Annotated in this window: 9 protein-coding genes; 4 read left to right on the plus strand and 5 right to left on the minus strand. The window is 50.4% G+C overall.

Annotated elements, in window-relative coordinates:
- The first annotated feature begins 363 nt into the window (after positions 1-363).
- From HY774_28150 to HY774_28160, 3 genes are all read left to right on the plus strand, one after another.
- Positions 364-1,629, plus strand: coding sequence for an MFS transporter (locus HY774_28150; protein ID MBI4752380.1), 1,266 nt, complete (start codon positions 364-366; stop codon positions 1,627-1,629).
- Between the two features lie 233 nt (positions 1,630-1,862).
- Positions 1,863-3,788, plus strand: coding sequence for a RecQ family ATP-dependent DNA helicase (locus HY774_28155; protein ID MBI4752381.1), 1,926 nt, complete (start codon positions 1,863-1,865; stop codon positions 3,786-3,788).
- A 176-nt stretch (positions 3,789-3,964) separates the two neighbouring features.
- Positions 3,965-5,623: a TerD family protein gene (locus HY774_28160; GenBank protein MBI4752382.1), complete on the plus strand. Its 1,659-nt coding sequence runs from the start codon at positions 3,965-3,967 to the stop codon at positions 5,621-5,623.
- Between the two features lie 274 nt (positions 5,624-5,897).
- Here the strand turns inward: HY774_28160 and HY774_28165 are convergent, their stop codons facing one another.
- The 5 genes from HY774_28165 to HY774_28185 all read right to left on the minus strand — a co-directional run bounded on the left by HY774_28165 (position 5,898) and on the right by HY774_28185 (position 11,967).
- A complete protein-coding gene (locus HY774_28165; protein MBI4752383.1) occupies positions 5,898-7,757 on the minus strand; it encodes a serine/threonine protein kinase in 1,860 nt (619 codons plus the stop codon).
- Positions 7,758-8,062: 305 nt separating this feature from the next.
- Complete coding sequence (locus HY774_28170) at positions 8,063-8,629, minus strand: sigma-70 family RNA polymerase sigma factor (protein ID MBI4752384.1); 567 nt, start codon at positions 8,627-8,629, stop codon at positions 8,063-8,065.
- Positions 8,630-8,951: 322 nt separating this feature from the next.
- Entirely contained in the window at positions 8,952-9,767 is an 816-nt protein-coding gene (locus HY774_28175) for a DUF4384 domain-containing protein (protein ID MBI4752385.1), read from the minus strand.
- Between the two features lie 379 nt (positions 9,768-10,146).
- On the minus strand, positions 10,147-11,055 hold the full coding sequence (locus HY774_28180) for a ParB/RepB/Spo0J family partition protein (protein MBI4752386.1): 909 nt from the start codon (positions 11,053-11,055) through the stop codon (positions 10,147-10,149).
- Between the two features lie 111 nt (positions 11,056-11,166).
- Positions 11,167-11,967: a ParA family protein gene (locus HY774_28185; protein MBI4752387.1), complete on the minus strand. Its 801-nt coding sequence runs from the start codon at positions 11,965-11,967 to the stop codon at positions 11,167-11,169.
- A 199-nt stretch (positions 11,968-12,166) separates the two neighbouring features.
- Between HY774_28185 and HY774_28190 the strand changes: the two genes are divergently transcribed.
- Complete coding sequence (locus HY774_28190) at positions 12,167-13,117, plus strand: S1/P1 nuclease (protein MBI4752388.1); 951 nt, start codon at positions 12,167-12,169, stop codon at positions 13,115-13,117.
- Positions 13,118-13,128: the final 11 nt, after the last annotated feature.

Here is a 13,128-nt window from a genome sequence, read left to right on the forward strand (position 1 = left end):
CTGAACCCTGAACCCTGAACCCTGAACCCTGAACCCTGAACCCTGAACCCTGAACCCTGAACCCTGAACCCTGAACCCTGAACCCTGAACCCTGTTTTGCCCTGCGTCAGTGGGTGGGCGAACGCAACCAAAGCAGGTACAATAGCCTTCACTCCCCAAAAAAGTTTCCATGGAAACTTTTTTGTAACCCCCTCTGAATTCATAGAATTACAGCCAAAAGTTTGTTTTTTCCGTACAGGGTTTCTTGTTGGGGAAAAATTCTTTCCAAGTCAAGCTATTCAAATGGGTTAAGAGGAATCAAACTCAGGTAAACCTTTTCGTGTTTCCCACCCGCTGACGCAGGTGGTACTGACTGGAGTCCGGATGTCAAAACCTTCAAATCGCGCCTATTTTTTACTGGCTTTCCTCACGTTCCTCAACATTTTAAATTTTATTGATCGCCAGTTGATTTCAAGCATGGCGCCACTGTTGATTAAAGATTTGAATCTGACAAATGCCCAAATCGGGCTGCTTTCCGGGTATGTGTTTTTGTTTTTTTATACCGTGATGGGACTGGTGCTTGGGACAGTGGCTGACCGTACCCACCGGCCACGGCTGATTGCGGCGGGGTTAACAATCTGGAGTGCCTTAACCGCCATTTCCGGAATGGCACGGGGTTTTTTATCGCTGGCTTCAGCCCGCATGCTGGTTGGTGTTGGTGAAGCGACGTTGTCTCCGGCGGCGCTTTCGATGTTGAGTGATGTGTTTCCACCGTTGCAGCGCGCTTTTGCCACCGGCATTTATTATGCCGGGGTGCCGCTCGGTGCCGGGTTGAGCTTGCTGGTGTCAGGCTGGATGGCACCCCGATTCGGCTGGCGGACCTCATTTTATGTGCTTGGCGGTTTGGGGTTGGTCATGGTGGTGCTGGTGTTGTTTTTGGCTGACCCACGACGTGGCGCAATGGAGAAAAAACAATCGGATATTCCCCACCCGCCGCAATCAACCCTTGGAATCCTGGGTGATTTATTTGTCGGGCTGCAAACCGCGCCTGCGTTGTTATTGACGGTGCTTGGCGGTATCACTCTGACCTTTTCCGCCGCGGCTGGAAATCATCTGGTGACGTGGCTGGTCAAGGAACGTGGATTTGCCTTCAGCAATGCGGCCTACATCGGAGGCATCCTGTTTGCCACCGGCGGATTGCTTGGGAATGTTTTTGGCGGCTGGTTTGCCGATTGGTGTCAGCGGCGATACTCGGGTGGACGGCTCTGGAGTATGGTGATTCAGGGCGTGATTTTTCCCCCGATTGGGATTGCCTTTTTTTCGTTCCCGCCAGATTCGCCGTTGTTTTATGTTGCCTGGTTTCTGACGTCGTTTGGAAGTTCGTGCTGGTATGGCCCGCTCTATGCCGTCACTCAAGATCTGGCGGCTATTCATATCCGCTCGACAATGATTGCCTTTATGACGCTGGCGGTCAGTTGTGTCGGAACGGGCGCCGGGCCGTGGGTTGCCGGAATGATTGGGGATTCCCATTCACTCTCACTTGGATTGAAGGTGTGTGCTTTTATGCCCTTGCTGGGAACGATTCCGTTTGCCCTGGCCGCACGGCGCTTTGAAGCCGACAAACAACGGGTGGCCGAATACGCAAGATAAGAATTGAGAATGAAAAAAGTGATTAGTGGTTAGTGGTTGGTTCTTGCAAGGTATTGATTTCTAACCACTAACCACTAATCACTAATCACTAACCACTAATCACTAACCACTAACCACTAACCACTAACCACATTCTTCATTCTTAAATCTGCCCGGCACGTGAGTTGCTCAGAGGAGGTCGCAATTCAAAAAAACCGGTTGAAGGGAAATTCTAAACGATTAGGAATATTTTTATGGCTGACCTTTCTCAACTTACACCGCCTCAAATCCTGCGCACCGTGTTTGGATTCGAGACCTACCGTACCGGTCAGGAAGCGGTTATTTCACAACTTCTTGCGGGTCATTCCGCACTGGCGGTTTTCCCCACTGGGGGCGGAAAGTCGCTCTGTTACCAGTTGCCGGCGTTGTGTCTGCCGGGATTGACACTGGTGGTTTCGCCGTTGCTGGCTCTGATGAAAGACCAGGTTGATTTCCTGCTGTCAAAAGGGATTGCGGCAGCACGTCTCGATTCAAGTTTGGATGCTGAGCAATATAATCAGGTATTAAATCAACTTGGACAAAATTCATTAAAACTGCTGTATGTTTCCCCGGAGCGTTGCACCAACCAGAACTTCCGCGCCTTGATCGCCCGCCATCGGATTTCACTCCTGGCGGTTGATGAAGCCCACTGTATTTCCCAATGGGGGCCGAATTTTCGCCCCGATTACCTGCAGATTGCCCAGTTTGCGCGTGATGTCAGGGTTGAACGAACCCTCGCGCTGACTGCCACCGCAACACCTCAGGTAGTTGAGGACATTGCGGTGAATTTTGGAATCTTACCCGACCATATTACCAACACCGGGATTTATCGGCCTAATTTGAAACTTCGGTTTATTCCAGTTGAGCCCCGTGCCCGCGATGCCAGTTTGTTTGAAAGTGATTTTTCAGGACCGACGATTGTCTATGTCACCCAGCGGTCAACGGCGGAACACATTGCCAACCGGCTGGCGGTCAGGGGAATTCCGGCCCGGCCCTACCACGCGGGAATGAATACCGAAGAACGCGAGGAAATCCAAAACTGGTTTCTCGCCAGTGAACAGGCGACGGTGGTGGCCACGATTGCGTTTGGAATGGGGATTGACAAGTCCAACATCCGCGCTGTGTATCATTTTAACGTGCCCAAAGGAATCGAAGGCTACATTCAGGAAATCGGACGTGCCGGACGCGATGGAAAGCCCTCGCTTTGCCAGAGTTTTCTCTCCGCTGATGACGTGCCGGTGCTGGCCAATTTTGCCTATGGCAGCACGCCGACCAGAGAAGCGATTGAAGGTGTGGTGACCGAAATCTTTTCCGGTTCAACCGAACTGGAATTAAATCTGTATGATCTTTCACGCCGGTTTGACATCCGTGAACCAACGCTCAAGACGCTGCTCGCGCACCTGCAACTGGACGGTTATCTGAAAAGCCGGATGCCCGTTTATCTGCTCTATGAATTTCAGCTTCAGCATTCGGTCGAAAAAACGGTTCAACTGGTGGCGCCCGAAATGAGCGAGCGAGTCCGCAAATTTATTGCCCACGCCAGCAAAGGCATTACCTGGTACAAGCTGGATTTCGGAGGCATTCACAAGCACTTGGAGCCGCATCGTCACCGAGCCGAGGAAATTTTAAATCACCTCAAGGAACGCAATCTGGCGGTGGTCAAAAATTCGGGCGTTCGGCATCGCTTTTCAGTGCTTCAATTTCCAACCAGACTGGGTGTACTCGTCAAAGCGTCGTGGGAGCGGTTTACGGCACAGGAGCAAATGGAAATTGAACGGCTGGAGGAAATGTTACGCCTGGTGCAGTCTGACGAATGTCACTGGAATGCGCTGGCCCGGTATTTTGGCGAATCACGAACGGCTCCCTGCGGGCACTGCACGTTTTGCGAACAGAAAAAGGCGATCAAACTCAAACCACGGTCCGCGTCCGGCACCGTGCCGGTTCAGATCATCCGACAAACCCTTCAGCTTGATCCGGAAGTGTTTGAGCACCCACGGGTTTTGGCACGGTTTCTCTGTGGAATTTCCTCGCCGCGATTGACGCAGAAAAAACTGACCAAACACGAGAATTTCGGTTTATTTGCGGAGTTCGATTTCCACAAAGTCCTGGCTCAGTGTGAAAGCATGGTTGGTGTGCGATAGCATTTTATAACTTTTCAGATAAATATTTCCTGGGAGCGCGGGCGTCCCGCCCGCACAAAATCTATTGATAACAAACCAGTTGCGGGCGGGACGCCCGCGCTCCCAATTAGAATTCTTTTTCTGAAATACTATAACTGTCATTCGTCAGCCAAATTTGGATTTCGGAGGCATTCGGTGTGATTGCATTAACCCAGGGAGGTAATTTTCTTTTGGAACTGTCTGACGAGCGTTCGCCAGTCGTCATGATTGGAATAACCTGGCACCCTTCAACGGTTGGTCGGGTGCCGGTTGAACTCGACGTCAGTTGTTTTTTGCTCAAGCCAGATGGAAAAGTCCGCTCCGACGCCGATTTCATTTTCTATAACCAGAACAAAGATCTGGCTAAGTCAGTTTTTTTACTGACTGAAGGTGATTCCGCTCTCCCCAGGGGGGCTGCCGTTGGATTCCGTGCCATGCTGAACAAAATTCCCGCTTCGATTACAAAGTTGGCATTTTGCCTGACGATTTACGAAGCGGGGGCTCGCCGGCAATCTTTTGGTCAGGTGAAAGGGATTCGCATTTTTTTGACCAATCAGGCTGGAACGCTGCTCGGTCAGTATGAATTGTCCAATCATCTCACGAGTGAAACGGCGGTTATCCTCGGCGAACTGTATCGGTACAAAGACCAGTGGAAATTTCGGGCCGTCGGTCAGGGGTACACGGGCGGACTGGCTGCCCTGGCGACCGGGTTCGGGGTTGAACTTGACGCGCCGACACACCCGACTCCGGTAGTCACTCCACCGCGTTCAAATCAACCAGCGATGGTTCGACAAATCCCGGCTGTCCAAATTCCAACGCCTCCGGCGCCGCAGCCACAGACCTTTCCGGATGGATTTTGCCAGCGGTGCGGAAAAGAAGCCGGGATCATTGGCAAACTTTTTGGCTACAATGCCCAAACAAAGCGCTGTAAAGCCTGTGACAAAGAGTACCAGAAAGAACTCAATGTTTTCCGACAGTATTTTATCCAGTATTGTGCCGATGGAATTCTGACTCAGGACGAATGGGCCAGTCTGCAGCGGATAGCAACTGATCGGCGACTCAAGTGGGACGAGGCTCTGGGGTATGTTCAGGCGGATTCAGTCCTCTTTTTAGAAAGAACCCTTACCTTTGCGGCGTCAGATGGAATTATTACTGATGAGGAATACACCGGGATCCATCAACTTCAGAAGAAATTGAACATTCCGCTGGTTCATGCGAAGCCAATTTTTGACCGGCTTGATTATTTGAAGCGGATTTCAGACATCCGGCACGGCAAGCTTTCGGCCTGTACCACCAACGCGCACCTTGAGTCAGGTGAAGTTTGCTACCTGGAAACCAGTGCGGTGTATCACAAAATCACGACTCGAACGACTGAGCACATTCCAGGGACCTTTGTCGCGACAAACAAAATTCTTCGGTTTCTCTCGCCCAAAGGCGGCTGGACGATACAATGGAAAAATGTAATGCGGACATCACACGGCAATCAATGTGTGTGCCTTGAACTTTCAACCAAGAAGGGAAATGGTCATTACCAGGTCGGAGATTGTTTGTATGTCGAAGCCGTCATCGCGGCCTTGACCAAAATTTCCAAACGCCAGCTTCTGGTCCCGCAAAGCGAAGATGTGAGCCGACATATTCCACAAGATGTCAAAACGGCTGTCTGGCAACGAGATAAGGGAAAGTGTGTGCAATGTGCGTCAGCCTCGTATCTTGAATTTGACCACATCATTCCATTCAGCCTGGGCGGTGCCAGCACGCTCAACAATATTCAGCTTTTGTGTCGCAGATGTAACCTGGCCAAAGGGAATCGGCTTTAAGTTTGAACGCAGGGAATGAGTCAGGTTGAGTTCAAGATTGGGTTTCGGCTCAAGTTTTAAGTACTTTACCGAAGATTCCAAGACATTTTAACCACGAAAAACACGAAAAACACGAAAAGAATCAAATACTTACCAAATTCAATATCTCAGGAAACTTACGACAGAGTACTTATACCATTTTGGAATGAAACCATCGTATCAGAGAACAGTTAAATTATTTGATCAAATAGAGTTAGTGGACTACTGACAACGATCTACTGACTACAAACTGGTATTAGGATTTGCTGAGGGTGATTTCAATTACCACTGGCATTGATGGATCGGCGGTGGTGAAAAGCTGGGTGATGGGTTTGCTGGCCAGCATTCCTGGTTCTTTGTGAGCTTTTGATTGATGCCTTTCCACAAAGGTCACCAGTTCGCGTTGCTGTTCGGGTGAGAGCAGAGTTCCTGGAGGCAACTTCAAAAATGAAGGCTCGGTCAATTCAACCGGCGAGAAAATAATGGTGAAGGTCGTGGTGGCGGCTTTGCCGTCCAGTCCGATTGATGCTCCTTGTGGGAAGACAAATTCTTCGTGCGCTTTGACCTGGTTTGATGTCGCCAGGTCTGATTGGACATCGGTCAGAAATGCCGTGGGAACATTGTTTGACGGTGCAATCAAATACATCCACCCATCCGTTTCCGGCACAACGTGAAACACCACGTCCCGATTGGCTGGAATCGGTGAGTGTGGATCGATCCACTCTCCGGCAGTCAAAACCCCGGTTGACGAAACCGCTTCAACTCCAATTGACAGAATCTGTTGCCGTGCCGCCGGACGCGGGGAAACTGGACCCTGAACTTGAACCGCCGGCTGAGCCCAATTCCACGCCAAAAGAAGACCACCGGCGAAAATGATTCCCATCAGGCTGCTCCACAAAAGCCAGCGTGATCCTACGGAGTCGGAGTTGATCGGTGTCGGAACGGGTTCGATTTCCAGAGTTGGAGATTGCCGGCTGGCTTGCAGATGAGCGTCAATCGCATTTGAAAATTCGGCGCCGAACTGTTCAGCGCTGGGATAACGGTGCTCCGGTTGGAACGCCAGCGCTTTGGTCAAAATCGGAATGACCTCAGGTGGAACTTGTTCACGGTTGAGTTGGAAATATTCGGCTGGTCCAAGCTCTTGAAACTGAAGCATTTGGTGAATCGCCTGGACCAGTTTTTCAGCCGTCGGCAGGTATGGGCGGGTCCCGGTCAGTAATTCACAGGCAATAATCGCCAGGGCAAAAACGTCGGTTTGTGCCGAACAGGGAGACCCATCGAGTTGTTCGGGCGCCATATATGGCATCGTGCCGAAAAACATACCCTCCAGCGTAGGCCGGTCAGATTCGGTGCGTGAAACCTTGGCGATTCCAAAATCAATCAGCTTGGCGTTGGGGAATGCTTCGCCAAGATCTTCCAGCATAATGTTTTCCGGTTTCAAATCACGATGAAACACGCCTTCCCGGTGGGCTGCCTGGAGCGCTTTTCCGATGTGAAGCACCAGATGGCCAATCCATTGGAGCGAATGTGGTCCGGGTTTCAGGCAGGCGCGCAAGGTTTGGCCTTTCACAAATTCCATGACGAAGAAGGGTTGTCCGGTCGTCAGCGTGCCACGATCAAGCACCGTCACCACTCCCGGATGACTGATGCGGGCCAGTGCCTCGCTTTCGCGCTGGAACATTTGCGTGGCCCAGGATTCGCCCGCGTGCTTTTCAAGCATGACTTTGACCACCACCGGGCGACCGTGCAGTTGTTGATCGCGAGCCAGGTACACAATCCCGTTTCCACCACGACCAAGCTCGCGTTCGATTGTGTAGCGGTTATTGATGCTCAGAATTTGGCTTTGCCCAGAAGAACTGGCTGTGTCTTGATAGGTTTGGGTGACGACAAACTCACTGGCGGAAGGCAAAAGCTCCTTGAATTCAGGATTGACAAGCAACGGTTTTTCAATGAAACCCTCAGCTTTTGGATATATCCCAAGGAGCGATTCGACCTCGCTTCGAATCTCCTGGTCGCCGAGGCACAACCGATCCAGCAGCGTTACCCGATGCTCCGGGGCGCATTCGATGAGGTCTCCGAAAATTTCACTGACACGCTGGTATTGCTCGGGAGTCATAGGAACGAATGAAGAATGAAGAATGAAGAATGAAGAAAGTGGTTAGTGGTTAGTGGTTAGTGGTTAGTTAGTGATGCCAGTTAAGAGTTGAAAAAATTGTTCGTTGAGAACAAAGGGCTTATCAGAATCTCAAATTTCAGTTGTGAACCTGCTGTCTGTAAGTTGTTGATTTTGAAACCTCAAGTTCAATCCTTCATTTGCATTAGTGGTTAGTGGTTAGAAATCAATACTTTCGAAGAAGAACCAAGAACTAACCACTAACCACTAACCACTAACCACTAACCACTAACCACTAAATGGTTTCTTCATCCTTCAGAGTGCTTAAGTTCCCGAAACAGGAACGTTTTGGCTACGGCCCATTCGCGTTTCACTGTCGCGGCTGAAATATCCAGCGCCTCGGCGGTTTCATCTACGTTGAGCCCGCTAAAAAACCGAAGCTCGACAATTCGGCACTGGCGTGGCGCCAGGGCTTCGAGTTTATCAAGAGCCGTATCCAAAGCAATTACATCAACTTCGGGTTGGTCAATCGGCAATTCAGAGATGACATCCAGCGAAATGGTCTGATTCCGGCTAATGCGTTTTTCACGCATTTGGCTCCGCACATGGTCAACCAGAATTCGACGCATCATTTGGGCGGCAATGGCAAAGAAATGGGCCCGATTTTGCCAGTTTGCCCGGCGCTGGTTGATCAATTTCATATACACCTCATTGACCAGCGCCGTAGGTTGCAGCGTGTGACCGACCTGCTCGCGGTACATTGACCGTCTGGCAATCTGGTGCAATTCGCCATAAACCATCGGCATAAGTTTTTCGAGCGCTTCTTTATCTCCCTGATTCCAGGCAAGCAATAATTCGGTAATGTCGAGATCCATGCGCCAGTACCCCCTTCAAATCTTTGGAAATCATAAGGAAGTTTGTCATCGCATGCCAATTCTATCTCTGTTTTTGAGAATATTGATTGGTTGGCATGTCAGGCCAGGCACTTGACTCAAAGTAAGCGGAACAGTACTGGATCAGGTCAGGCAAGCATCAAAAAAGTTTCCATGACAACATTTCTATAACCTCAGCTCTATCATAGAATTACAGTCAAAAGTTTGTTTTTTCCGTACAGACAAAACAGTTAGATGAAAAAACTGCTTAACTAAATCAATTTAAAGAATTTAAATCTATTCTTCATTCTCAACTCTTCATTCTTCACCGTTTGACCAGTTGGACCTTTGTGACCAGCAGCGGCGCTTCGGCGGTCGGGCTCATATAGATGGCCGACGGCGGCATATCCTGTGGTTTGAGCCCGATTTCACGGGTCACGGCCAGCATTTCGCCTTCGGTTTGAGGACTTCCAAAATCGTCAATGGTGCTCTGTCGAAGCGGTATCTGCTGCGCCAGTTCGATGCGGTGCCAGATTTGATCGGAAGGTGACCAGGCACTGGTGCGCTCTTTCCGGGCATATTTGATCAACTGGGTGCCGGTGGGAATTCCCGCTTGAGGCGTTCGGCTGACGACGAAATAGAGTTCTTCGCGCACTGGCCCGTCAGACAGAAAGTAAAACCACTGATTTTCAAGATCCGGCTCTTTCACTGAAGGCACTTGATAGGGCACATGCGCCACGATCTGATTTTCTCCATTTTGCAGGTAAGGATTTGGGTAGATCATTTTCAACGCGCCCGAAGAATCAGCGTTGAAAATATAGAGGTATCCATTCTGATTTGATTCGATGACGAACCGAATTGCCTGTCCTGTTTGGAACGTCTGATCCGGTTTGATCCGTTCGGGGCGGCCAAACGCATTACGCGAATAAATCGAGTACCCAAGTCCGAGTGGTTGTTTGGGCGCGGCGAGTGCTTTTTTTCGCCCTTTTGATTTGGGTTGTTTGGCCGGCGGCACCTTTTGACGGGAACGAATAAACGCATCTCTGGTCACGAGATCTTCGTTTGGTGAGGATTGTCCAAACCCGGTGGACGCTCCGACCAGCACCAAACAGACAGCCCACACCAGCCAGCTTCGAATCATATTTCGCTCCCTCAGAAAAAGTTCAGAGTATCGTCTTCAGACGAGAGGTTTTTTCTTCTGTCCCATCCGTTACGCCTCACGCCTGAAGGCGTTACTCTTACTCGAAATCTTTTTGTCTCATTTGAAACCACACCAGTTTACGCGGCAGGCTTTCAACGTTGGGCTCATTTTGAATGAAGAATGAAAAATGAAAAATGGAAAACAGATCTAAACTCTTTGGATTACTTTAGTTAGAAGATTTTTTTGTCTAACTGTTTTGTCCGTACGGAAAAAATAAACTTTTGACTGTAACCCTATGACCCAAATGAAGTTATGGAAATGTTGTCATGGAAACTTTTTTGATCGGTTACAGCGCAAAATCTCTGAAATTCCGGCAAGTTCAACTCTGATTTTTGAGCGAGTCCAAAACCTGGTTCACGGCTCCGGCAATGTCCTCAACCGAATAGGCGCGATAGTCACCGTGGTTTTGCCTTAAATTTTCCGCCAGACCCAGCACAAAAGCATCGCGCATATCTTTGGGCGAGGGCTGGGTTTTGCGAAACTTGAGCGTCAGGGTAAAGGACGCTTCCGAAGCTGAGCGTCCTTTGACGGTGAAGACTTGCGGCGTCTGGCCTGGCTCCGGCGATGGAGTGGGCAAGGCTGGTTTGGTTGCGGGCGGTGTATCTTCGCGTTCGCGCTTGTGAAGAGCCGTCAATCGTTTTTCGGCTGGAAGATCAAGGAGGGTGCGCAAAAACCGAAGCGACAGGTCGGGAATTGTGGTGCAAACATTGAGAAATTCATCTCCTAACTCAATCAGCCGCACAATGTTGGCCAATGAACTGCGCTGGATACCGAGCACCCTGGCGGCTTCGGCCTGAGAGCCTTTTTGCTCGACCAGTTGGACACAAGCCCGAATCGTATCAACCGGATGCAGGTTGTCGCGCTGGAAGTTTTCAATCAGACCCAGTTCAAAAAGCGCCGGATCGTCAACCTGACGCAGCACCATCGGCACATCGGGCAAATTGATTTGGCGGGCAGCCTGGAGTCGCCGTTCACCGGCAATCAGTGTGTAGTTCCCATCGGCTTCCTGGCGGCCAACCAGAGGTTCGATAATGCCATGAATGGTGATACTTTCGGCCAGTTCGACCAGCTTTCCGGTGTCCAGGATTTTTCGGGTTTGAAACGGATTTGGCTGAATGTGATCAACCGGCACCCGGACGATCAGGTCTCCGGCCTGACTGGCCGCTGAAATGTTTCCGACCAGTGACAGCATTTTGGGTGAAGCAGGGGCACGAAATTTCTTCGACATAGGGTTTCGGGGTTTTCGGGGTTTCGGGGTTTTTGAATCAACCACCTGCTCAGGCAGATGGTGCGTACAACTCGCTTTTCTCTGGATTGACTACTCGCTACTCGCTACGCACTACTTGCTGGTTTCATTTGCTTTATCCCTCAACTGAGCGGCAATTTGCGCAATCTGCTCGTTGACGGGGCAGGTTGGTTTAAAGAGTTTGAGCGGAACGCGGGCATTGGAGGCTTCGGTTACGGCGATGGTATCGTGGATGGCTGGCAGGACCGGGCAGCGCAAGGTCTGCTGGGCAAGCTGGTCGATTTGTTCTTTATAAAACACGTGGACTTTGCGATAGGGGTTAAAAATGGTCGGAATAATCCCGGCGATTTTTAATGGTGGTTTAAAGCGGCGGCGGCGCTGGTTGGCCTTGAAGATTTCATTTTGAACAATCGTGAGGCCCATAAATGCTTTTTGTTCGGTCTGAACAGGTATCAGGACATCATCCGCCGCCACCAGCACCTGGACCGCGATTTCATGCACGGACGGTGGGCAATCAACCAGGATCCAGTCATAGCGGTCGTGCAGCGTTTCAAGCGCGTCGAGGAGCAGCGTGGCGACGTGCTTATCCGCCAGCCGCTGCTCGCATTCAATCGCGGTGAAATTGGACATGCCGATGTCCATTTCAAATGTCCGTGCCAAAAAAGGAGTGAATGGGCGGTCTGGTTCGTAGGCCACCAGCGAATGCCAGAAAATTTCGGGCTCTGGGCGGGCAAACGGCTCCAGATCAAGAAAATCGCTCAGCGAGCCCTGGGCGTCTCCGTCAATGAGCAGCACTCGCTGGCCCTGATGCGACAATTCAAAGCCCAAATCACGAGTGAGCGTTGTTTTTCCGACTCCTCCGGCCTGATTAAAGATGGCAATTATTCGACTCATGAATTCTCAACCTGAAAGAAAGTTCAACCCGCCAACTTCGACTGGATAGCGGTCTGGCTGGCATTCGCGATAATAGCCGCTGAAAAACATCTCGGGAAAGGAAAAAGCAATTCGTGGGAGATTCCTTTTCCTTTTTGGCTTTTCCAAGTTACAGTTTTGGCCAGCCGCACCTTCACTTTCCCCTCAGTACACAGCCTTCATGAAAAAAATCATCCTGAGTATCTGCTTGATTCTTATCTGTATTTCGTCATGCCCGGTCTCCGCCTGGAATAATGCCGGACACATGACTGTGGCTTCGATTGCCTATGACCGGTTGACGCCAAAGGCTCGAAGCCGGGTTGATTCGATTTTAAAGCTGCATCCAGCCTATCCGGAATGGACGGCAGGGCGACGGGCAAAATCAGTATATGCTTTTCTTTGGGCTGCTCGCTGGCCAGATGATATCAAGCGCCCTGGGTCGGGATTCACCTATGATGCGCCGTCCGGAACATCTCCGATTCCCGCGTATCCGGATATGAATCAACACTTTAGCTGGCATTTTATCAATCAACCGCTCCCGGAACCGGGCGTTCCGGTTCCACCTGGGTTTCCGATTGAAAAAGATGGAAACATCATCAAGAAAATCAAAGAAATGACTGAATACCTGCGCACGGCGAGCCCAGATGACCCGAAACAGGCATATTATCTGGCCTGGTTGATGCATCTGGTCGGAGACATCCACCAACCCCTGCACACCGCCGCCCGCATCAGCCAAACCAACCCCAAAGGTGATAAAGGCGGAAATGAGTTTTTTATCGAACCGCTGAAGAATAGTGGGTTCAAACGCTATAAAGATGAACAGCCCAATTTGCATTCCTATTGGGATTCGATTGTTTCAAGGCAAGATACCGTTCCTCAAGTCCGTGCTTTGGGGCGTCGCCTGCCAAAAGCCAAATCTTCGCTCATCAAGCAGATTGACCCTGACATCTGGGCTCAGGAAGGCTTTCAGCTTGCCTCTGAGTTTGCTTATTCCATCGGGTCTGACGAAGTTCCTCAAGTTCACCCCATTACTCCCAGGTACCACACTCAAGCCCGGCAAATCGGTCGCAAACAGGTTGCCCTGGCGGGCTGCCGGTTGGCCGAGTTGTTGAATGAAATCTATTCTAAATGAAGAATGTGATG

The organism is Acidobacteriota bacterium, assembly GCA_016208495.1.
Lineage (GTDB): Bacteria > Acidobacteriota > Blastocatellia > Chloracidobacteriales > Chloracidobacteriaceae > JACQXX01.